This window comes from Halobaculum sp. MBLA0147 (assembly GCF_041361345.1).
Classification (GTDB): domain Archaea; phylum Halobacteriota; class Halobacteria; order Halobacteriales; family Haloferacaceae; genus JAHENP01.
Window position 1 is genome coordinate 1,646,672 of record NZ_JBGKAD010000001.1, and the last position, 21,144, is coordinate 1,667,815.

The following is a 21,144-nucleotide window of genomic DNA, read 5'->3' on the forward strand; positions in this document are numbered from 1 at the left end:
GAGGCTCTCACACGGCCCACTGGGGAGACGAGAGAGGAGATCGACGGCGGTAGCGCGCGTGGCGAGCGACCGGGGGGCGCCGCGAACGGAGTGAGCGACGAGTCGCGGTCGCGAGCGCGTGCGAGGGCCGAGCAGTCGAGCGGGGAGCGAGCGACCCGTGAGTTGCGAGGCGTGAGCGGAGCGAGCGGGGAGCGAAGCGACCCGCGAGCCGCGCAGGCGGTCGGGGAGGCGCGAAGGCCGTGCGGAGCGGTGGCGGACGGGCGGACGAGTGAGTCCCGCGACCGACACGGGAGACCACCCGTCGGAGCGAGCCGTATCACCACTCCGTAGTGAGTGTCATCTGCTCCGAATCCTCGCCCCGTCTTGCGATTCGTGCGTCGATCACCACCACCGCACCCACACCCGCCCAGACACCGCAGGAGACCGACCAGATCGCTCGGTTCGGGAGCGGACGCGGAGACGAGACGACGGATCGCCGGGGAGCCAACACTCTTTGTGCGGCGGCCACCGGGCAGTGGTGTGACAGACACGAGTCCGACGACGAGCGGCCACTACGACGTGGCACGGTACTTGGCGATCGACGAGGTGTCGACGCCGACGATCACTCCCGCGGGGCGACTCCTGTTCCTCGCGGACACCACCGGGACGCCGCAGGTGTGGACCGTCGACGAACCCGGCGGGTGGCCCGACCGCCTGACCGCCACCGACGAGCGCGTCTCGACGGTCGCCGCCTCGCCGACGGACGAGGCGGTCGTGTACGCGATGGACGCCGGCAGCGACGAACGCGACCAGCTGTACCACCTGGACCTGAAGACGGGTGTCGAGCGACGGCTCACCGACGCCCCCGAACACAAACACGTCTGGGGCGGCTGGCACCCCGACGGGACGGAGATCTTCTTCGTCGCGAACCGCGCGGACCCGGGGCGGTTCGACGTGTACAGTCTCGACGTGACCGACCCCGACGCCGAGCCGGTCGTCGAGTTCGAGGGTCCCGGCGGGTGGCTCCACGTCGGTGCCGTCGGCCCCGACGGCGAGCGACTGGCGCTGCTGGAACCCCACTCCAGTACCGACGTGACGCTGTCGATCCTCGACCGCGCGGACGGGACGACGCAGGGCTTCGGCGGCGACGACCCGGCGACGTACAGTCACCCGCAGTTCGACGGCGCCGCCGGACTGTACTGTGTCACCGACGAGGGCCGCGACACGTCGTACGTCGGCCGCTTCGACCTCGACACCGGGGAGTTGACCCCCGTCGCCGGCGACGACGGCGACACTCGTGAACGTATCCAGGGCGAGACGGACGACGGCGAGACCCCCGGCGGCCCCAAGACCGACACGTGGTCGGTCGACGCGTTCGCGTTCCACCGCGACACCGGCCGACTCGTCTACACCCGCAACGAGGGCGGGTACACGGCGCTCCACGGCGGTCGTGTCGATCGAGGCGGAGGCGGCGATGTAGCGAGCGACGCGAGCGGTGCCGTCGACGACCTCGGCGGGGAGTTCGAGCCGGTCCCAGTTCCCGACCCCGGCGGTGTCGTCGGGGAGCCGACGTTCGGACCCGACGGCGAGCGTGTCGCGGTCGTCCACACCGCCCCGGACGAGCCGTACGGCGTGTGGACGTTCGCGTTCGGAGACGGCGAGGCGAGCGAACTCACGGAGTGGACGCCGGTCGGGACCTGCGGGGTCCCACAGTCCTCGTTCCGGACGCCCGAGACGATCCACTACGAGACGTTCGACGACCGGGAGATCCCCGCCTACTGGACGCTGCCGGCCGGCGTCGATCCGGACGACCCCGACGCGTCGGTGCCGGCGATCGTCGACATCCACGGCGGGCCGGAACACCAGCGCCAGCCGTGGTTCTACCCGACGAAACAGTTCTTCCTGAACCGCGGGTACGCCGTCTTGGAACCGAACGTCCGTGGCTCCTCGGGGTACGGTCGTGCGTACGCCGCGCTCGACGACGTCGAGAGGCGGATGGACTCCGTCCGCGACGTCGAGCGGGCGGTCGACTGGCTCCACGACCGGTCGGCCGTCGACGACGACCGGATCGTCGCGTACGGCCGCTCGTACGGCGGGTTCATGGTACTCGCCGCGATCACGGAGTACCCCGAGTTGTGGGCCGCGGCCGTCGAGTTCGTCGGCATCGCGGACTTCGAGACGTTCCTCGAGAACACCGGCGAGTGGCGGCGCGGCCACCGCGAGGCGGAGTACGGCAGTCTCGAGACGGACCGGGAGCTCCTGCGCGAGATCAGCCCGCTCCACCAGATGGACCGCGTGTCGTGTCCGCTGTTCGTCCAACACGGCGCGAACGACCCGCGCGTGCCGGTCGGCGAGGCCGAGCAGGTCGTCGAGACCGCCCGCGAACAGGGCGTGCCGGTGGAGTCGCTGATCTTCGAGGACGAGGGCCACCACACCACCAGCCGCGCGAACCTGATCGAGGAGTTCGAGCGGATCGCTGCCTTCCTCGACGACCACGTCTGACGCGACGGGAGGGGTCGCCTGCGGTACTCCGAGTCGACGCTACACGGCGTCGTCACTCCGTGTCGTGTCTCGAAGTGGCGTCCCGGAGGACGCCGACGAACCGCGCAGCTAGCACACGGCCTCCCACGGTCGGGGAGGCGACTCTGCCGACGGACTCTACGCGATCCCCGGTCACGCGCTGCGGTCCGTCGCTCCACACACCCGCTCACCGTGGCGGGTCACCCGGCCGTCACCGGGTGAGACAAGACAGGGACGACTGGATAATAAAACTGTCCGACTCTTTACGGCCGTCTCGGCCCCGATCCCCCGTTCCCAGCCGCTGGCAACGACGCCACCGGGGGACGACGAAACCGCCCGACAGCGTTCGGACTCCGTCTTGTGTTCGTCTACTGTGGAGAGAAAGTGCCGACAAAGTCGTAAGTAGAAGAAGTCGTCTACTGGGTTCTAGATGCCACCGGGTGGAACCGGTGGCGTGACGGAGCCGACGGCGTCGTCGCGTCGTCGACGTGAGGCGGACCGCGCGTCGGTCGAGAACGGCCGTCACTCCGCGGTGACGACGCGGCCGCCGCGTCGCTCCCACTCCGTGAGGCTCCCCTCGTAGAAGCCCACGTGCTCGAACGAGAGGTGCCGCAAGACGAGGTAGGTGTGGCTGATCCGGCGCGCGGTGTTACAGTAGAGCACGATCCGCCGCTCCGGGTCGATCCCGCGCTCGGAGAGGATCGTCCGCAGTCGCTCGCGCGGGTGGAGCCCCCGCGTCCCGTCCGTGTCGACCAGTTCGAGCCAGTCCAACTGTACGGCACCGGGGAGGTGGCCCTCCTCGTACTCCCACGCCTCGCGCGTGTCGACGAGGAGTGTGTCGTCGTCCAGCGCCGCCTGGACCGTCTCGAAGTCGACCAACGGTGTGTCTGCGACCGTCTCCGGCGAGCGGGCGTCGTACGTCGTCGGCGTCGGTGTCGGCGTCTCGCGTGCGACCGCGCGGTCGCGACTCCAGGCGCTGTAGTCGCCGTCGAGCACGAACAGTCGGTCCGGGTCGTGACCGTACAGCAACGCCGTCACGACGAACCGCGCCGCGAACACCCCGTGGGTGTCGTCGTACGCGACGACGGTGTCGTCCGTCTCGATCCCGGCAGTCGAGAGTCGGTCCTGCCACGCCGCGACGCCCGGGAGCATGCCCACGTCGGCCGTGTCGTCGGTGCGGTCGCCGTCGTCCGCGTCGTCCGTGTCGGTCGTGCCGTCCGCCGCTTCGTCGGTCCCGTCGGTCGCGTCGTCTGCCTCGCCGTCACCGCTCCGGAACTCGTCGAACGGGATCGACACCGCCTCGGGGAGGTGTCCGATCCCGTCGAACTCCCAGGCGTCGCGCACGTCGACGACGCGGAAGTCGTCGTCCCCGAGTCGGTCCGCGACCGTCTCGTGGTCGAGAAACACGTCCATACCACCAGTTGCCACGCGGTCCACATACGTACCACGACTGCGGCGAGTCCGACGGGGCGGGGACGGCCGTCGGGTAGACACGGGTGAAGAACCGGTCGCGGTCCACGGCGACCGACCGGCGACCGAGACGCCGGAGGCGCGTCCGTCGAAGCGACAAATGTTGCTGGTAGTTCGCGGGAGCCGCGACACATCTCCGGCGCGCCTCCGGAACCTCCGTCTGTCCACTGGGACGGGGGGACACGGAACCAGTAATATTTGTCGGTACGTGGGACGGACGGCCGATACGGCCGTCGTGAGGGGTCTTTATGCCGACGGCAGTCGTACCGTCGAGTGCGATGTCAGATTACGCTACAGACGTACTCGTGAGCGCGGACTGGGTCGAGGCGCGACTGGACGAGTTCCAGTCCGACGACCCCGCACACCGCCTGGTCGAGGTCGACGTGGACACGGAGGCGTACGACGAGGGCCACGCCCCCGGCGCCATCGGGTTCAACTGGGAGACCGACCTCCAGGACCAGACGCAGCGAGACGTGCTCTCGAAGGACGACTTCGAGGCGCTGAACGCGGAACACGGTATCTCCGACGACTCGACGGTCGTGCTGTACGGGGACAACTCGAACTGGTTCGCGGCCTACACCTACTGGCAGTACAAGTACTACGGCCACGACGACGTGCGCCTGCTCGACGGCGGCCGCGAGTACTGGGTCGAGAACGACTACGAGCTGACCGACGAGGTGCCGTCGTTCCCGGAGACGGAGTACGAGGCCGACGAGCCGGACGAGTCGATCCGTGCGTACCGCGGCGACGTGGAGGACGCCATCGACGCCGGCACGCCACTCGTCGACGTACGCTCGCCCGAGGAGTTCTCCGGCGAGATCCTCGCGCCGCCGGGCCTCCAGGAGACCGCCCAGCGCGGCGGTCACATCCCGGGCGCTCGCAACATCTCGTGGGCCTCCGTCACCAACGACGACGGGACGTTCAAGACGAAGGAAGAGCTCGAAGAGCTGTACGAGGACGTGCTCGCGGAGGGTGACGACGAGATCGTCGCCTACTGCCGGATCGGCGAGCGCTCCTCGGTCGCCTGGTTCGCGCTGCACGAGCTCGTCGGCGCCGATCAGACCGTCAACTACGACGGCTCCTGGACGGAGTGGGGCAACCTCGTGCGCGCCCCCATCGAGACCGGTAGCGGCGACTGATCGCCACGAGCGTCACGACTACCCGTTCTTTCGAGTGTCCCCGACCCGGAGTCACCACGCCGAGCCGTCCCCGACCCGGAGTCACGACTCTGAACCGTCTCCGTCGTCGCCGGCGGTGTGTCCCCCCGTGCCAGTCGCCGGCGACGTGCTCCCACGGGGCGGGTCCTCGTCGGCCGGATCGGGTGGGACCGTCGCTCCAGGGGCCGACTCTTCGACGGCCGTCCCACTGGCCACCGACTCCTCGCCGACCGCCCCGCCGGCCGCCGACCCCCGGCCGGCCGACCGCTCTCCGTCCGGCGTGTCGTCGAGCCGTCGTTGGGCGCGCTCGACGCCGTCGGACAACAACAGTACCGTCTCGACGAGTAAGGCGACGACGAGCGGGCCGAGCACGAACCCGACGGCGCCGACGGTGAGCACCCCGCCGACGAAGCCGACGAAGTACAACGAGACGGGCAGTTCCGTCGTGTACTCCGCCAGTCGCGTCCGGATCACGGCGTCCGGGAGGAACCCGACGATCACGAGTCCGAACACGGTGACGAGGATCGCGCCGGTGAGGTCCCCGGCGAGCACCTCCAGCCCGGCCAACACCACGACGACGACGCTGGGGCCGAGGATCGGCACGAACTGGAGCACCGCCGAGAGGACGCCCAACACCACCGGGGAGTCGTACCCCAGCGCCCAGAACGTCCCCGTCCCGAGGAGGAAGGTGCCGACGGCCGTCGCCGCCTGGAGGACGTAGATCGCCCGTAGCGTCTCGCCGGCGCGTCGGTGGAGCGCGAACAGCGGCTCGTGGTACGCCCGTGGGACCGCGCGGACCGCCGCGGTCCGGAGTGCGTCCGGGCGGTAGAGCAGGCCGTACAACAGCAACACGAGCACGGTTGCCTTCAGCGCGATCACCGGCGCGACCGCCGCGACTTCGATGGCGACGCCGGTGAGCGTCTCGCGGGCCAGTGCGATCAGCGGTTCGACGGGGATCTCGTAGGTCACCTCGCCGACGGTGACCGGCAACACGTCCGGCAGCGACTCGAAGAGCGCGACCGCCGCGGCACGGCGCTCGTACAGGACGAACGCGACGGGCGCGACGAAGCCGACGACGATCAGCGACGCCAGTGCCGTCGCGACACCCGCCGCCACCCGCCGCGGTGCACCGCGCGCGACGGCCTCGTTGCGAACTGGCAACAGGACGTACCCCAGCGTCACGGCGAGCACGACCGTCGCGAGCACGTCCGCGAGCACGACGGCGGTCACCGCACTCAACGCGAGCAGCGTCGCCGCCAACGCCGTCTGTCGACTCGGTGGCACGGTACTACCCGGAACGGGTGACGGCTTGAACGTTCTCCCGTCTGCGTGGTGTCGAGACTGGGCAGTCACGTCGCGCTCCCCGAAGACACTCCTCGGTCCGGGACGACCCCGGAAGTGTGTCAGACGGCGACGGCGGAGCCACGAGAGCAGCGCAGAGTCGAGAGGTGGGACCGACGGACGAAGACCTGTACGCGACGGTGATCCGCGTCGGGGCGGTGATCGTGCTGGTCCAGTGTCTCGTCGGTCTCGTCGCCGCCCGCGTGGCCGTCGGGGCCGCGCTGGCCGTCCTGCTGTTCGCCGGTGCCGGCGCGGCGCTCACGTTGGCCGCGAGTCTCGCCGGAGGACGTGGCGGGTGACCGTCGACGACACAGCCACCGCTCGCCGCGGCAGGCGACCGTCCACGGCGCAGCCGCCGCCCGTCGCGTCGGATCGGCCTCCGGAACAGCTACCACGCCGGCTCGACTCTCCGGACGTGTGCCCTCCGAGATCGAGCGGCTCCGAGAGACAGTCGTACAGGTCGGCGCACTACTCGTCCTCGTCGAGGTGCTCTCGACGGTCGCCACGGGTGGTGGCGACCCGCCGGTCTGGATCGGGACACTCCTGATCGTGAGTGGGATCGGGAGTGCACTGTTCCTGTTCACGAGTCTCGTGCGTGGCGTCGTCCGGCGCCACGCTGTCGACTGATCACTCCGTCGACACGACGACGCGGCCGTCTCCACACACGACCGCCAGACGACCCCGAAGAGCAAAGACGGCGTAGACCCAACGACGCTCCGTGAGGGAGTTCGAACGCAAACAACTCCTGGAACGTGTCGAGCGCGACTCCGCGACCGTCGGGCGGACACTCCCGGACGGCGTCGAGGTGCAAGGCGAGGAGATCGACCTCCAGGAGTTCGTCTTCGAGATCAAGCGTCGGGACACGATCCCGGCCGGGGAACGCGACCGCGTCGAGCGGGCCAAGCGCAACCTCCGGCGGGAACGACGCGAGCGGCTGGAGTTGATCGAGGAGAACGAGGTGTCCTTCGCGGAGGGCGAGGAGTTGGTCGAGGGGATCGTCGGGATCGACCGCGCGCTGAACGCGCTCGAACAGCTCCGCCCGGTCGACCTCGAGGCCGAGGCGCGCAAACAGGAGACAGCCGATCGCCAGCGCTGGATGAACTTCCTCCGGAAGGCGCTGGGCAGAGACGACGGCGACAGTCACGGCGGGCGTGGGAGTCGGCGCGGCTCGCGGTGAGGTGACGAGCGTCGGGGCCGGGACACGGACTGCACCCGACAACTACGCGATGACCACGGACGTGGACGCGACACGACTACCACGAACGCGGACACGACACGACCACCACACGACCACCACGGACGCAGACGCCACACGGACACAGACCACAGATGCGCAACGACGAGATCGCGACACTGCTCGAAGAGTTCGCCGACCGACTGGAGGCGACCGGCGTGGAGTACAAACCCAGCGCCTACCGTCGCGCGGCCGAGAACGTCCGGGAGTACCCCGGTGCCGTCGAGGATCTGGCGGCCGACGGCGAGGACGCCGTCGCGGAGATCGACCGCGTCGGCGACGCCATCGCGTCGAAGATCGTCGAGTACGTCGAGACGGGCGAGATCGAGGAGTTGGCGGAGTTGCGGGCGAAGTTGCCGGTCGACATCGCGGCGCTGACCCGCGTCGAGGGGGTCGGACCGAAGACCGTCGGCTCGCTGTACGACGCACTCGGCGTCGAGGACCTCGACGACCTCGAACGCGCCGCGGAGGCGGGCGAGATCCAGACGGTGACGGGGTTCGGCGCGAAGACGGAACAGAACATCCTGGAGAACGTCCAGTTCGCCCGCGAGGCGGCCGAGCGGACGCGGCTCGGCGCGGCGCGACCGCTTGCGGACGACCTGTTGGCGTACCTCCGAGAGAGCGAGGCGGTCGAACGGGCGGCGACCGCGGGGTCGATCCGCCGGTGGCGCGACACGGTCGGCGACGTGGACGTGTTGGTCGCGACGACGGCCGGCGAGGCGGTCGTCGAGCGGTTCACCGAGTGGTCCGCGGCCGACGACGTGATCGAGGCGGGCGCCCAGAAGGCGAGCGTGCGCGCCGACGGGGTCCGCGTCGACGTACGGACCGTCGTCCCCGCGGAGTTCGGGGCCGCACTCCAGTACTTCACCGGGTCGCTCGATCACAACGTCGCGCTCCGGAACCGCGCCATCGACCGCGAGTTGAAACTCAACGAGTACGGCGTCTTCGACGTGTCCGACGTCGACGACCCCGACGCAGACCAGCGCGTCGGCGAGCGCGTCGCCGGCCGGACGGAGGCGGACGTGTACGAGACGCTGGATCTCCCGGCGTTCCCGCCGGAGATCAGAGAGGGGACCGGGGAGATCGAGGCCGCCGACGCCGACGCCCTCCCCGAACTGGTGACCGCCGACGACGTGCGCGGCGACCTCCACACGCACACGGACTGGTCGGACGGGGGGAACACGGTCGCGGAGATGGTCGCGGCGGCCACGGAGCGCGGCTACGCGTTCCACTGCGTGACGGACCACGCCGCCGGACCGGGCGTGTTCGGCGACACCGGGCTGACCGACGAGCAGATCCGCGAACAGGTGGCCGCCGTCGAGTCGGTCCGGGCGGACGCCGAGATCGACGTGTACCACGGGGTCGAGGCGAACGTCGACGCCGACGGCGACGTGACGACGGACGAGGACCTGCTGGCGGAGTTGGACCTCGTCGTCGCGTCGCCCCACGCCGCGCTCGGGCAGGGGGAGGCGACCGACCGCCTGATCCGGGCGGTCGAGCACCCGGAAGTCGACGTGTTGGGCCACCCGACCGGGCGGCTCATCAACGAGCGCGCCGGGTTGGAGGTGGACTTCCAGCGGCTCGCCGACGCCGCTGCGGCCGCCGACACGGCGCTGGAGGTGAACGCGAACCCCGCGCGAATAGACCTCCACGGGGAGGCCGTCCGCGCGGCCGTCGAGGCGGGTGCGCCGGTCGCGGTGAACACGGACGCCCACTCGCCGGGCGAGTTCGACAACGTCCGGTACGGGATCCACACCGCGCGACGCGGGTGGGCCGAACCCGCGGACGTGGTGAACACCTGGGAGACAGAACGGCTGGAGGCGTTCCTGGGGTGACGCCGTGCCGGGAAGACTCGCTGGGGTGACAGCGTGAGGGAGACGGATCGCGCGGAGCGGTTCCTCTGTGACGCGATGCTCGGAAAGCTGGCGACGTACCTGCGGATGTGCGGGTACGACGCGGCGTACGCGCTGGACCGCGGGGTGGAGGCCGACGACAGACTCCGCGAGATCGCCGCGAGTGAGGGCCGGCGACTGCTCACACGAGACGTGGATCTGGCGGCACGGACACGTCGTGGTGTGGCGAGCGACGAGCCCCGTCGGGAGGCGGTGTCTCGGGGAGAGTCGACGGACGGCGACGCGACGGCGACCACCACCGACGGACCGCCGGAGCCGATTCTCCTGGAGACGCGGGAGGTCGAGGACCAACTCCGAGAGGTGCAGGCGGCGGGGTACGAGGTGACGTTGGCGGCACGGCCGGCACGGTGTGGAGACTGCAACGGGACCGTCGAGCGAGTCGAGCCGTCGGCCGACCGGCCGGCGTACGTCCCCGACGAGCGGACGGACGTGTGGCGCTGCGTCGACTGCGGGCGGCACTTCTGGAAGGGCGGCCACTGGGACCGCGTCGCCGAGACGCTCGCGAATCTGTGAGCGGTGTCACCACGGCACTCACCGTCGAGTGAACGGGGAGACCCCGGACGCTACTCCAGGTACCCCAGATCGCGGAGTTGGTCGGTGATCTCGTCGAAGTCGGACTCCGTGAGCGTCTCCTCGGACTGCTGGTGTTGGATGACGATACTCCGGAGGAGGAACCGCACGAGGTCGCTCGTCGAGGAGAAACTCGTCCCCTCGATAGTCTCGTCGACCCGGTCCGCGAGGTCCTTCGGGATCGAGACGGTGGTGTAGTCTGTCACACACGCCCGTGGCGCTGGCGCGCCGATAAACGCCGCGGTCGGGGTGGCCACGTCCCACGCTCTGTCCCGTCGCTCGCCGGTGGTCGTTTCCCGTGCGGCCGTCGGCCGCTCGGGACCGTCGCGTCCCGCACCGCTTTTCCTCACGCCGGCCGTACCGGTTCACGATGGCTGTCAGACCACCGCAGGGCGGGGACGACGAGCCGGAGGCGATCGCGTTCGGCATCGCGGCGTTGGACGCACGACTCGACGAGGCAGACGTGTCGTTCCCGGCGACGACGGAGGAGCTCGTCGCCGCGCTCGACGAGCCGGCGATCCCCTACGACGCCGCCGGCAACACCCTGCGGCTCCGGGCGGCGATCGACGAACTCCCGCGGGACCGCTTCGAGTCCGAACAGGAACTGCTCGAACTGCTCCACCCGGTGTTCGAGGCGTACCGCGACCGCGCCGGTGCCTCCATCGTCGCCCGCCTCCGCGGACTCCTCCCCTTTTGACTGTCGGGGTCCGTCGGCCCCCTCGCGCACCCCGTCGAGAGCTTTCCCCGAGGACTCGTCTCCTACGTACCGAGAATCGAGTAAACGTTTAGACACCTCGCGGACGGAGCGTCTCGTGTGTTCCGAGTGTTCGTCAGCGACGACATGGCGATGTTGGACGGGATCGCGCCGGCGATCGAGGCGGCTGCGGACGGTCCAGTCGCCGTCGAGACCGGGGTGGCGGAGACGCCGGAAGCGGTGATCGACGCCTGTCGGGAGACAGACGCCGACGCGTTGGTCGCGGGGGCACAGACGCCGGTGACCGCCGAGGTGGTCGCGGAGACGGAGCCGTCGCTCGTGAGTCGGGCTGGCGTCGGCGTCGACACGATCGACCTCGACGCGGCGAGTGACGCGGGCGTGACGGTGACCAACGCGCCGGACTACTGCACCGAGGAGGTGGCGAGCCACGCCGTCGCCCTGCTGACGGCGGCGGCGCGACGGCTCGGGCGGTTCGACCGTGCGGTCCGCGACGGCGCGTGGGGGTGGGAGGACACCCCGGCACCGCGGCGACTGAGCGAGGCGACGCTCGGCTGTGTCGGCTTCGGACGGATCGCCCGCGAGGCGGTCGCGATGGCGGACGGACTCGTCGGGGAGACGGTCGTGTCGGACCCGTACGTCGACGCGGAGACGGTCGCCGACTACGGCGCCGAGCACGTCGACTTCGAGACGGTGACCGAGCGAGCGGACCTGCTGGCGGTGTTCGCGCCGTTGACGCCGGAGACGCGCGCGCTCGTCGACGCGGCGGCGCTGGAACGACTCCCCGAGGACGCCGTCGTCGTGAACGTCGGCCGCGGGGCCGTGATCGACGACGCGGCGTTGGCCGACGCGCTCGCGGACGGGGCCGTCGCCGCGGCGGGGCTGGACGTGTTGCCGACGGAGCCGCCGGTCGACTCGCCGCTGGTCGGGCGCGAGGACGTGCTCGTCACGCCCCACGCGGGCTGGTACTCCGTCGAGGCGCGCGAGGACCTGTTCGCGACCGTCGCGAGCGCGGTCGCCGCGGTGGCCGACGGCGGCCGCCCCGACGAACGGGTGACCGTCGTCGACGGGGCGTGACCGACGGCTCCTGGGGCGCGGCGGTCGTCGGGTCCCCGTCGCGTCCGCGCCGACCACCGGCGAGGTGCCGCCGACCACCGCCGCGTTCCCCACCAGAACTATACTCGCCAGTCGTGAACGGTGGGGCGTGTCACGTCGACAGAGGGGGGTTCGGTAGTGAAACGACGCGAGTACGCGGTCGTGCTGTCGCTGGGGGTACTGCTCGGCGTCGTCGCCGGCGGGCTCGTCGTGGCGTTCGACGTGCAGCCGTTCGAGACCGTCGACGACGCCGTCGGCGGGAACGAACTCGCCGGCATCGAGGACGGCAGCGCCGTCGGCACCGAGACCGGCGGCGAGACGGCGACGGCGGACGACGACGGGTCGACGTCCGACGGCACGCCGACGCCGGCGAGTGACGGCGGGACGGCGACCGCGACGGCGGCACCAGACACGCGGACCGCGACCGCGAGCGGTGGCGACGGGACCGAGACGGCGGCCGGTGGGAGTACACCGACCGCGACCCCGGCACAGTTCGCGTTCGTGGTCGAGGAGATCACGGAGTGCGGGCGGACCTGTCGGACGGTCACCTCGTCGGTGACCAACGACGGCGACGAGACGGCGACGGGTGTCGTCGTCGAGACGCGGCTGTACGCCGGCAACTCGACGGCCGAGAGCGACCGGATCTACACCGGGACCGAGGAGGTCGGGGCGTTGGCGGCCGGCGAGACCACACGGACGACCCGCGACGTGGACCTGTCCGCGAGCGAGGCGCTGGCGGTCGACCAGGCCGGCGGGTGGGTGACCGTCGTGACGATCGTCCAGTCGGACCAGACGAGCGAGCGGTCGACGACGCGCCGGCGGGCGAACTGACCCCCGGCTCGGTTTCGTAATCCTCTTCACTCGGTGCCACGACTACCCGACTGCGCCGCCTTAGCTCAGACTGGGAGAGCACTCGACTGAAGATCGAGCTGTCCCCCGTTCAAATCGGGGAGGCGGCATGTTTCGAGACGGTGAGCCACGCGAACCGTCGAGAAAACGACGCCGAGCCGATTCGAGCTCGGAAGTCGCAGCCCGCGCAGCGAAGCGAGCAGGAACGTCTTCCTCAGTTCAAATCGGGGAGGCGGCATACTTCGAAACCGCGAGCGACGCGAACCGTCCGCAACCGACACTCCACCGCAGACAGTCATCCTCTTGCCGACGGGTCCCGACCGGCGAGACGATGCGACTCCCACTCGACGCGGAGGATCTCGGCACCGTCGACCGGCTGTCGCTCGTCGCGATGGCGAGCGTCTACCTCGTGGCCGGCGTGGCGCACTTCCTCGTGCCGCGGGCGTTCGAGCGGATCGTCCCGCCACAGCTCCCGCAGCCGCGGACGTTGGTGTACGTCTCCGGCGCCGCCGAGGTCGCGTTCGGCCTCGGCGTGCTCCACCCGCGGACCAGACGCGCCGCGGCGGTCGGGATCGCACTCCTGCTGGCGGCCGTCTTCCCGGCGAACGTCTACATGGCCGCCGGCGACCCCGGCCTCGACCTCCCCAGACCGGTCGGCGAGCCCTCCGAGGCGGCACTGTGGGGTCGTCTCCCGTTGCAGGCCGTACTCGTCGCGTGGGCGCTCCGCTACGCGCGAGCCGACGACGGCGACGCCGAGTGACCAGCGCGGATTGACACCCACCCCGACGTGCGGTCGAACGTCGTCGCCGGCCGGTACGACTACCCCCGTCGCGACCCGAGAGAGTCCGTGCGCAACTCCACACTGGTGATCCTCGGCGGCGTCGCACTGTTCGTGCTCCCAGTTCCCGGAACGTTCGTCCTCGGCGGGCTCGCGATCCTCGCCGGCCTCGTCGCCCGACTACTCGGGTGGTGAGAGTCCGGACGTAGTGGCGGCGTGAACGGTGAGGATCAGCTCTCCGCGACGGCGAGGAGGATTCCGGCGGTCTGCCCGAGCCCGGCGAGTCCGAGGCCGAGGAGTCGCGCCGCGGACGCGGGGGCGACGACGGGGCCGCCGAGGTAGACGACCAGCCCGAGCGCGGAACAGACGCCGCCGGCGGTGTACACCCACCCGCGCTCGCCGGTGGGTGTCTCGTGGCCGGTGTACGCCAGTGCGACCGCCGGGAGCGCCATCCAGCCGGCGACGGTCGTCGCCCGCATCGCGGCCAGCGTGTCGGCCGCGAACGCCTCGCTCGCGAGGAAGGAGACCGCTCCGAGGAGCGTGACACCGAACCCGACGACGATCACCCACAGCCACGCGTGGAGGACGCCCTCGCGCATGTCGCGCCACGAGGTCACCGCGAAGGCGGCCAGCAACACGCACATCACGACGTGTGCGATCAGGACCGTCCGCGTCGCGACGAGGCCCTCGTGGGCCGTCGCGGCGAACGTCCAGGCCAGCGGCACCAGCAGTCCCGGTCCGGTCTCGCGCAGACGTCTGAACACGTCGGGGTCGAGACCACGCCGCGGTATGAACTTTCCCGGTCGCGTGTGTTCCCCGGTCGCGTGTGCGGCGGCGGTTGCCGAAGCCGGTCGCGTGTGCGGTGGCGTCTGCAGTCTACAGTTCGCCCTTCGTGCTCGGGGTGTCGGAGCGGTGCGGGTCCCGTCGCGTCGCGTCGTCCAGCGTCCGGGCGAGCGCCTTGAACAGCGCCTCGACCTCGTGGTGGGCGTTCCGACCGCGTTCGATCTCGGCGTGGAGCGTGATCCCGGCGTTCGTCGCCAGCGACCGCGCGAAGTGCCGCGCCATGTCGCTGGTGAACTCCCCGACGGCGTCCTGTGAGAACTCGCCGCGGAACTCGACGTGCGGGCGTCCCGAGAGGTCGACGACGACGCTCGCGACCGCCTCGTCCAGCGGCACCCGACGGTCCGCGAACCGCCGGACGCCGCGCTTGTCGCCCAGCGCTTCGGCGAGGGCGTCGCCGAGTGTGATCGCCACGTCTTCGACGGTGTGGTGGTCGTCGATCTCCAGGTCGCCGTCGCACTCGACCCGGAGGTCGAACAGCCCGTGTTTGGCGAAGGATTCGAGCATGTGGTCGAAGAAGCCGACGCCGGTGGACACGTCGGCGTCGCCGTCGCCGTCGACGGTGAGCTCGACGGTGATCTCCGTCTCCGCCGTCTGGCGCGTGACGGTCGCGCTACGTGGCGGCGGCGTCTCCTCATCGCTGTCGTCTGTCATGTGTGAGCGTGTGGGCGGGGGCTACATGGTGGTTGTGCTACTGGCTCTGGACGACGGCCCTCGGTCTCCGGCGGTGTCACACGGCTCCCGGCGGAGTGGAGTTCGGTCACCTCACGCCGAGTCCGTGAGAGCTTCCCGCGCCGCCGCCAAGGTGAACTGCTCCTCGTACAGCGCGGTGCCGACGACGACCGCAGCGGCACCGGCGTCGCGCAACGCGACCACGTCGTCGACGGTCGCGACGCCGCCGGAGGCGACCACCGGGATGTCGACCGCCTCCGCGACCGCCCGGACCGCGTCGGTGTTCACGCCGGCGAGTTGCCCCTCCACGTCCACGTCGGTGAACAGGATCGCACCGGCACCGCGCTCCTCGTAGCGGGCCGCCGCCGCGGCGGGGTCGAGTCCGGTCCCCTCCGTCCAGCCCGAGACGACCACCTCGTCGTCTCTCGCGTCGAGACTCACCGTCACCGTCTCCGGGCGCCGCTCGTCGATCTCGCCGACGATCTCGGGCGTCTCGACCGCCGCGGTGCCGAGGATCACGCGATCGACCCCCGCGTCCAGCAGGTCGACGGCGTCCGCGACCGTCCGGATGCCGCCGCCGACCTGGAGCGACACCTCGTCGCCGACGGCGTCGACGATCCGCCCGAGCGCGGTGTCGTTGACGCGCTCGCCGGCGAACGCGCCGTCGAGGTCGACGAGGTGGAGCGTCTCGGCGCCGGCCGCCAGCCACCGCTCGGCCACCTCCACCGGGTCGCCGTAGGCGGTGCCGGTGTCTGGGTCACCGCCGACGAGTTGCACCGTCTCGCCGTCCTTCACGTCCACCGCCGGGATCACCTCGAACTCGGGGAAGTGCACACCGAGCCGTGGGTGGCGACGACACGAGAACGCGTCGGTCCCGGTCGACTCCCGTCGCCCGTCGGAGTCGTCTCGGACGGTCGCGGCGTCTCACGCCTCGTCGGACGCGTCCGTCCCGTCCGCTCTGGCGGCGTCGGTCGTGTCACTCGTGTCGGCCGCGTCACCCGTGTCACTCGCGTCCGTGAGTGCGTCGAGGTCGGCGGCGACGATCACCTCGTCGTGTTCCTCGCCGCCGAAGGTGGTCGTCTGGCGGTCCACGACCTCGAACGTCCGGGCGTCGTAGAAGGCACGGCCGACCTCGTTGTCGGCGAGGACGACCGCCGAGACGCGCTCGTAGCCCGCGTCGACGAACCGCTCGGCGGCCCGTTCCAACAGCGCCGAGCCGACACCCTCGCCCCAGTAGTCCGGCAAGGCGTACAGTCGCGTGACGACGACGTTGCCCACGGACTCTCGGTAGCCGGCCTGCAGGAACCCGACGATCTCGTCGGCGACGGCGACGAAGAAGGCGTCGTCTTCGCGGGCGACCGCCGAGCGGAGCGACGCCGGATCGTACCACTCGTCGACGGTCGCGTCGATCGCGTCCGTCGAGAGGAACTCCCCGTAGGCGGCGTGCCACGTCTGTCTGGCGACCGTCGCGATCCGCTCGGCGTCCGCCCGCCGTGCCGCCCTGATCTCCATACCGACTCGTCGGACGCCGCCGGCAAAGGTGCTCGGGTCCCGGGGGCAGAGTCCGTCTCCTGCCGATCACCATCGACTACAGCAGTGTCGCGAGCACCGGCTCTCTGATCCGTCGGTCGGTGGCGAGTTGCCTGGCCTTCCGGTCCATCTCGTCGCGGTCGTCTGCGTCTTTGTCGATTCCGGCGACGGTCTCGAGCGAGTCTCTGAACGCGACGACACCGAACTCGGACTGCGGCGTCTCGGCGACGACGAACTCGTACCGTCGTCGGACGAGGTAGTGGTGCCGTCGTACCTCGGAGACCGGTCGGACGCACATCGGTCTCCCACCGATGTCCGTCAGTTACTCGTCGAGTTGCCCCGCGAACCACCCGAAGTCGCGGCCGTCGAGGTCGACGAGTACGTCGAGTGCGAGACGCCGCCGTCGCAGGTCCAAGAGGAGTCGCGGAACCCCGGCCAGCAGGTTCTGGACACCGCCCTCGGACTTCAGCAGTACGTCGGTGTCGTTCCACTCGGCGTCGAACCGCGCGATCCGGTTGGTCTCCCGGTCGACGACTCTGTCGGGTGGCTCGTTCTCGATGTCGAGTCTGGCTGTGTCGAACTCGCGGTCGTGTGTCGCGAAGAGTGCCTCGAGGAACTCCGTGTCTCGTCGCCCCTCCGAGAGGATCACTCGCTCGCGCATCAGATCCCTCGGAGGTCGATCTGGAGATCCAGCGCCGTCTCGCGTGCAGCGTCGTAGTCGTACGTCTCCGGAACCTCCGGGTCCAGCTTCAACAGTCGGAACTCCTCGGTGAGAAACGCCTCGCGTGGATCGTCCACGAAGTCGAAGAACGACCGGACGAAGTCGAGATCGTGTGTCGTCAGGAACACCTGCGTCTCCGTGTCCTGGACGACACCGACGACCCAGTAGACGAACTGACGGATGTACCCAGGGTGCATGTGATTCTCCGGTTCCTCCAACAGCAACACGTCCGGCGTGTCGTCTCCCCAGAGTTCCCACAGGAGCCCGAGCAGCGTCTTGAATCCCTCGCCGGTGAACTCGTAGGGGACCTGGTACTTCTCGCCGTCCTCCTCGTACACCACCTGGTCGAGCGAGAGGGTGTCGAGGTCGTCGACGAGATCGTTCTCGATCAGGTAGTCTTCGATGTCCGACAGTCTGACCGCGGCGCCGTTCTCGGCGAGATCGACGTCGGCGGCGGTGAGCGCGAGGTCGTCGCGGAGGTCGACGGTGCCGATCGGTTCCGGGTCGTCGGTGAACAAGTGACCACCACTGAGCATGCGGTGGAGAGAACCCTCGACAAACTGTCCCATGCTGTCATCGAATTCCTCCGGAAGGGCACCCTGGTTGATGCCAGTCTCGGCAGCTATGTCAGCCGAGAGGGAAGATGTGACCGCAGTCGTGACTTCTGTGACGAATTCTCGTGGAGTCTGGTCGACGTAGACAAAGGTGTACGACTCCTCGTTGATACTGAGTCTAACTAGCTGCGACGAGACCTCCTCGGACCATCGCGCTCTGAGTTCCGACTCAACGTTCGACTCCACCACACTCATGATCGCAAGGACTGCGTCTTCAGTTGATTCTGATTCAGGTGTGACGGCATTCGAAGCCACCGTGTGACTGTACTCCCGCAGCTCCTGTCGCGCCAGTAGCTCTGAGACGAGCGTTCCCTCGTTCACCTTCTCTGGTACCCACAGTTCCACCTCCCGCCGTCCACGCTCCCCGTCGTCTTCGTACTCCAGCGTGATCTCGGCGGTGTCCGCGCCCGCCGCGACCACCGACTCGACGCGGTCACCGTACTGTTCGATCCGCGTCGGGTCGACGGCGAGTTCGACGGCCTCCAGCAGCGAGGTCTTCCCGGAGTTGTTCCGTCCGGTCAGGACGGTCACCTGGCCGGGGTCGAACGACAGCGAGGAGACTCCCTTGAAGTCGGCAACCTCGACACGAGTCAAGTTCACGGCTCTCACTCGGCAGTTCGTCGTCTCCCGGTATAAACTCCGCCCCGTCGGGACGAACTCGACTCGTCACCCCTCGCCACGCTCGTCCGCGAGCCGCGCCAACACCGGAATCTCGTCCAGTCGCTCGTCGTCGACGGCGGCCCAGTCGATCCCCTCGGGACGGCACAGCGACCGCTCTTGCTCGCCCGGTGTCAGCGTCCGCTCGGGTGTGCAGACCACGTCGACCGGCACGTCGTGAGCGTCGAACAGCGTCGCGTCCGCGGGGCGGACCTGCGACTCGTGGACCGTCGTCGCGACGGTCGTCGTCTCGTCGACGGCGTCGAACGCGCGGAGAACGGCGAACTCGAGGTCGCTGTACCCCTCACCCTTGCCGATCCGGCCGCCCGCGGGCGTGACGAGGACGCTGCCGGAGACGATCAGGTCCACGTGTGGGACGGCCTCGGGCGCGACCGGCTCGCCGTACTCGGAGATCCCCGAGACGGTGGTCGCGTCGTCGACCTCCTCGGACGGGATCGCGTCCGGATCGAGGCGGAGGAACGGCTCCGGCTCGCGGAGCCGCGGGACGGCCACGAACACGGTCTTCCCGGCGCGCAGTGCCGCTCGCCGGACCGGGAGCTGTGGCGCGTCCGGGTTCGCCTTCACCGTCGTCGCGGTCTCCCACGCCGTCGTCTCGGCGAGTCGGTCCGCGGCGGCGTCGGCACCCGCGAAGTTCGGGATCCGGCCGTGTGGCGGGAACGGGAAGCGCGCCTCGCCACTCGTCTCCAGGTGGTCCCAGACGGTCTCTCGCAGCGCGTCCTTGTCTTCCGGACTCGTCGCTCCGGTACCCTCGTCTGTCACGCGTGGATCACGGGGTGGCGTCGGGACCGGAGGGTGGTAAGCGGTCGGACACGGCCTCCGGGTCGAGTCAGGGTGACTCGTCGGTGGCGTCGCGGTGAGTCCCGTCGCCTCGGGCGTCGCCGTCCGGGGCGTCGTCCACGTCGGCGGCACGCGGTGCGGTCATCGCCCCTGCCTCGGCACACGACAGCGTGCCAGCACGAACACCCCGTTCGACGGCCGCACGGAGCGTCGCCGTCCCGATTCGGCCGCGGGCGGTCGTGGTGTCGGCGACGGTCCTCGTCTCGGCGGCGGCCAGCGTCGCGGCGAAGTACCCCGCGAAGGCGTCGCCAGCCCCGGTCGTGTCGACCACCGGCGCGGACGGGGCCGACACGCGGAACGAGGGAGTCGCGAGCGGATCGGTTGCCACCTCGTCGTCGGTTGCCGCGTCGTCGCCCGCGAACACCGTCGCGCCGTCGGGACCGTCGGTACGGACGACGACCGCGCCGCGCTCGCGTGCCGCCGCGAGCGGCCCACACAGCCCCGCGAACTCCGTCTCGTTGGGGACGAACACGTCGACACGTGGGTGGTCGACGAGCGGCACCGCACCCGGTGCCGGTGCCGGATCGACGACGACGAGTGGCCGCTGTCCGGCGGCGGTGTCGGTGGTGTCGGCAGCCTCGCCGCCCGCCGAGCGCGACGGGAGCGCGTCCAACAGCGCCTCGGCGGCGGCGACCGGCACCTCGTTCTGGAGGAGCACCACGTCCGCCTCGCGGGCGGCGGCCAGTGCACGCTCGGCGTCGCTCGCGTCGAGTGTGTCGTTGGCCCCGGGACGGACCAGAATCCGGTTGTCGCCGTCCGGCGTCACCCAGACGAACGCGGCGCCGGTCTCCGTCTCGCGGGTCGCCAGCGCCGTCTCGACACCCTCGTCTACGAGCGTCTCGCGGACGGCGTGATCCGTCGCGTCCGATCCGACCGCACCGACGAGTGTCGTCGCGGCACCGGCACGCGCCGCCGCGACCGCCTGGTTGGCGCCCTTCCCACCGAGTCGGATCGCGTCGGCGTCGAAGTCGTCCGGCGGCGACTCGGCGGGAGCGGTCGTCCCCCGCGGCGGCACCGCCGGGTCCGCGTCGAGGGCGGCCACCTCGTCGTCTGGGACGCGCCGCGTCCGATCGAGGTTGACACTCCCGAAGACCGCGACGGTCGGTGTGTCGGGAGTGTCGTCGTCTCCGGTCGTCGAACTGGCAGTGTCGGGGGTGTCGGTCGTCATCGCTCCGTGGGTGTCGGGGGGTCGTCGTAGGCGGCCGCGGCCTCCCGGAGCGCGTCGGGGAGCGGCACGGGCTCGCCGTCGTCGTCGAGCGTCACCAGTACCGTCTCCCCCGTCGCGGCCCGGTCGCCGTCGGCGGTACGGACCTCGTAGCCGAACGTACAGCTCGTCTCTCCGAGCGTCGGCACCCAGACGGCGACCGGGACCGGGTCGGTCCCGTCGACGGGCGCGTGGAACTCGACGGAGAGACTCGCCAACACGGCGTCCGTCTCCGCCAGTTCCGTCCCGACGACCTCCCGGAAGAACGCGTTGCGCGCCTCCTCGAACAGCGTGGCGTACACCGCGTTGTTCACGTGACCCATCGGGTCCAAGTCGCGGTACCTCACCGCGACCGTCGTCTCCAGTGGCACGGTCGTGTGTCGGGAGCCACCGATTTCGGTCTTGTGCCCGAGGCAGCGCGCCGCCCGCG

At 70.3% G+C, this 21,144-nt stretch carries 25 protein-coding genes and 1 tRNA gene; 13 read left to right on the plus strand and 13 right to left on the minus strand.

The genetic code is table 11. The features are described from left to right. Positions 1 to 519: 519 nt before the first annotated feature. Positions 520 to 2,481: a prolyl oligopeptidase family serine peptidase gene (locus RYH80_RS07790; protein WP_370903286.1), complete on the plus strand. Its 1,962-nt coding sequence runs from the start codon at positions 520 to 522 to the stop codon at positions 2,479 to 2,481. A gap of 540 nt (positions 2,482 to 3,021) precedes the next feature. Here the strand turns inward: RYH80_RS07790 and RYH80_RS07795 are convergent. Then, the gene (locus RYH80_RS07795; protein ID WP_370903287.1) at positions 3,022 to 3,912 is read right to left on the minus strand and encodes a sulfurtransferase; all 891 of its coding nucleotides are present in this window, start codon (positions 3,910 to 3,912) and stop codon (positions 3,022 to 3,024) included. 335 nt (positions 3,913 to 4,247) lie between these two features. Here RYH80_RS07795 and RYH80_RS07800 point away from each other — a divergent pair, with 335 nt between their 5' ends. Then, positions 4,248 to 5,108: a sulfurtransferase gene (locus RYH80_RS07800; RefSeq protein WP_370903288.1), complete on the plus strand. Its 861-nt coding sequence runs from the start codon at positions 4,248 to 4,250 to the stop codon at positions 5,106 to 5,108. 81 nt (positions 5,109 to 5,189) lie between these two features. Here RYH80_RS07800 and RYH80_RS07805 read toward each other — a convergent pair whose 3' ends face one another. Beyond that, positions 5,190 to 6,410: an AI-2E family transporter gene (locus RYH80_RS07805; RefSeq protein WP_370903289.1), complete on the minus strand. Its 1,221-nt coding sequence runs from the start codon at positions 6,408 to 6,410 to the stop codon at positions 5,190 to 5,192. A gap of 116 nt (positions 6,411 to 6,526) precedes the next feature. Between RYH80_RS07805 and RYH80_RS07810 the strand changes: the two genes are divergently transcribed. From RYH80_RS07810 to RYH80_RS07830, 5 genes are all read left to right on the plus strand, one after another. Further along, positions 6,527 to 6,766 carry a hypothetical protein gene (locus RYH80_RS07810; RefSeq protein WP_370903290.1) on the plus strand — a complete coding sequence of 80 codons (240 nt, stop codon included), beginning with the start codon at positions 6,527 to 6,529 and terminating at the stop codon, positions 6,764 to 6,766. Between the two features lie 118 nt (positions 6,767 to 6,884). Continuing rightward, the gene (locus RYH80_RS07815) at positions 6,885 to 7,094 is read left to right on the plus strand and encodes a hypothetical protein (RefSeq protein WP_370903291.1); all 210 of its coding nucleotides are present in this window, start codon (positions 6,885 to 6,887) and stop codon (positions 7,092 to 7,094) included. 91 nt (positions 7,095 to 7,185) lie between these two features. Next, positions 7,186 to 7,644 carry a DUF5788 family protein gene (locus tag RYH80_RS07820; protein ID WP_370903292.1) on the plus strand — a complete coding sequence of 153 codons (459 nt, stop codon included), beginning with the start codon at positions 7,186 to 7,188 and terminating at the stop codon, positions 7,642 to 7,644. 152 nt (positions 7,645 to 7,796) lie between these two features. After that, the gene (gene polX / locus RYH80_RS07825; protein ID WP_370903293.1) at positions 7,797 to 9,536 is read left to right on the plus strand and encodes a DNA polymerase/3'-5' exonuclease PolX; all 1,740 of its coding nucleotides are present in this window, start codon (positions 7,797 to 7,799) and stop codon (positions 9,534 to 9,536) included. Between the two features lie 33 nt (positions 9,537 to 9,569). Beyond that, positions 9,570 to 10,127, plus strand: a complete 558-nt coding sequence (locus RYH80_RS07830) for a Mut7-C RNAse domain-containing protein (RefSeq protein WP_370903294.1) — start codon at positions 9,570 to 9,572, stop codon at positions 10,125 to 10,127. Positions 10,128 to 10,177: 50 nt separating this feature from the next. On the opposite strand, the gene RYH80_RS07835 is transcribed toward RYH80_RS07830, so the two are convergent. After that, positions 10,178 to 10,390, minus strand: coding sequence for a ribbon-helix-helix domain-containing protein (locus RYH80_RS07835; RefSeq protein WP_370903295.1), 213 nt, complete (start codon positions 10,388 to 10,390; stop codon positions 10,178 to 10,180). Between the two features lie 164 nt (positions 10,391 to 10,554). On the opposite strand from RYH80_RS07835, the gene RYH80_RS07840 reads away from it, so the two are divergent. The 6 genes from RYH80_RS07840 to RYH80_RS07865 all read left to right on the plus strand — a co-directional run bounded on the left by RYH80_RS07840 (position 10,555) and on the right by RYH80_RS07865 (position 13,813). Next, positions 10,555 to 10,881, plus strand: coding sequence for a hypothetical protein (locus tag RYH80_RS07840; protein WP_370903296.1), 327 nt, complete (start codon positions 10,555 to 10,557; stop codon positions 10,879 to 10,881). 117 nt (positions 10,882 to 10,998) lie between these two features. Next, positions 10,999 to 11,973 carry an NAD(P)-dependent oxidoreductase gene (locus RYH80_RS07845; protein WP_370903297.1) on the plus strand — a complete coding sequence of 325 codons (975 nt, stop codon included), beginning with the start codon at positions 10,999 to 11,001 and terminating at the stop codon, positions 11,971 to 11,973. Between the two features lie 156 nt (positions 11,974 to 12,129). After that, positions 12,130 to 12,822: a hypothetical protein gene (locus RYH80_RS07850; RefSeq protein ID WP_370903298.1), complete on the plus strand. Its 693-nt coding sequence runs from the start codon at positions 12,130 to 12,132 to the stop codon at positions 12,820 to 12,822. Positions 12,823 to 12,876: 54 nt separating this feature from the next. Next, positions 12,877 to 12,950: transfer RNA gene (locus tag RYH80_RS07855), tRNA-Phe, on the plus strand. A 221-nt stretch (positions 12,951 to 13,171) separates the two neighbouring features. Continuing rightward, positions 13,172 to 13,600, plus strand: a complete 429-nt coding sequence (locus RYH80_RS07860) for a DoxX family protein (RefSeq protein WP_370903299.1) — start codon at positions 13,172 to 13,174, stop codon at positions 13,598 to 13,600. Between the two features lie 27 nt (positions 13,601 to 13,627). Continuing rightward, positions 13,628 to 13,813, plus strand: coding sequence for a hypothetical protein (locus tag RYH80_RS07865; RefSeq protein ID WP_370903300.1), 186 nt, complete (start codon positions 13,628 to 13,630; stop codon positions 13,811 to 13,813). A 35-nt stretch (positions 13,814 to 13,848) separates the two neighbouring features. On the opposite strand, the gene RYH80_RS07870 is transcribed toward RYH80_RS07865, so the two are convergent. From RYH80_RS07870 to RYH80_RS07915, 10 genes are all read right to left on the minus strand, one after another. Further along, on the minus strand, positions 13,849 to 14,382 hold the full coding sequence (locus RYH80_RS07870) for a hypothetical protein (RefSeq protein ID WP_370903301.1): 534 nt from the start codon (positions 14,380 to 14,382) through the stop codon (positions 13,849 to 13,851). A gap of 112 nt (positions 14,383 to 14,494) precedes the next feature. Next, positions 14,495 to 15,112 carry an imidazoleglycerol-phosphate dehydratase HisB gene (hisB, locus tag RYH80_RS07875; RefSeq protein ID WP_370903302.1) on the minus strand — a complete coding sequence of 206 codons (618 nt, stop codon included), beginning with the start codon at positions 15,110 to 15,112 and terminating at the stop codon, positions 14,495 to 14,497. A gap of 111 nt (positions 15,113 to 15,223) precedes the next feature. After that, positions 15,224 to 15,964, minus strand: a complete 741-nt coding sequence (hisA, locus tag RYH80_RS07880; RefSeq protein WP_370903304.1) for a 1-(5-phosphoribosyl)-5-[(5-phosphoribosylamino)methylideneamino]imidazole-4-carboxamide isomerase — start codon at positions 15,962 to 15,964, stop codon at positions 15,224 to 15,226. A 90-nt stretch (positions 15,965 to 16,054) separates the two neighbouring features. Beyond that, positions 16,055 to 16,642 carry a GNAT family N-acetyltransferase gene (locus RYH80_RS07885; RefSeq protein ID WP_370903305.1) on the minus strand — a complete coding sequence of 196 codons (588 nt, stop codon included), beginning with the start codon at positions 16,640 to 16,642 and terminating at the stop codon, positions 16,055 to 16,057. A 76-nt stretch (positions 16,643 to 16,718) separates the two neighbouring features. Further along, complete coding sequence (locus RYH80_RS07890) at positions 16,719 to 16,958, minus strand: hypothetical protein (RefSeq protein ID WP_370903306.1); 240 nt, start codon at positions 16,956 to 16,958, stop codon at positions 16,719 to 16,721. Between the two features lie 24 nt (positions 16,959 to 16,982). Beyond that, positions 16,983 to 17,321 (minus strand): hypothetical protein, encoded by a 339-nt coding sequence (locus tag RYH80_RS07895; RefSeq protein ID WP_370903307.1) that lies wholly within the window; start codon positions 17,319 to 17,321, stop codon positions 16,983 to 16,985. Beyond that, entirely contained in the window at positions 17,321 to 18,595 is a 1,275-nt protein-coding gene (locus tag RYH80_RS07900; protein ID WP_370903308.1) for an AAA family ATPase, read from the minus strand. The genes RYH80_RS07895 and RYH80_RS07900 overlap by 1 nt, the downstream gene beginning before the upstream one ends. A gap of 66 nt (positions 18,596 to 18,661) precedes the next feature. Next, on the minus strand, positions 18,662 to 19,432 hold the full coding sequence (locus tag RYH80_RS07905) for a 5-formyltetrahydrofolate cyclo-ligase (protein ID WP_370903309.1): 771 nt from the start codon (positions 19,430 to 19,432) through the stop codon (positions 18,662 to 18,664). Between the two features lie 67 nt (positions 19,433 to 19,499). After that, positions 19,500 to 20,678: a PfkB family carbohydrate kinase gene (locus RYH80_RS07910; protein WP_370903310.1), complete on the minus strand. Its 1,179-nt coding sequence runs from the start codon at positions 20,676 to 20,678 to the stop codon at positions 19,500 to 19,502. Beyond that, complete coding sequence (locus RYH80_RS07915) at positions 20,675 to 21,085, minus strand: acyl-CoA thioesterase (RefSeq protein WP_370903311.1); 411 nt, start codon at positions 21,083 to 21,085, stop codon at positions 20,675 to 20,677. Before RYH80_RS07915 ends, RYH80_RS07910 begins: the two co-directional genes overlap by 4 nt. Positions 21,086 to 21,144 lie beyond the last annotated feature (59 nt).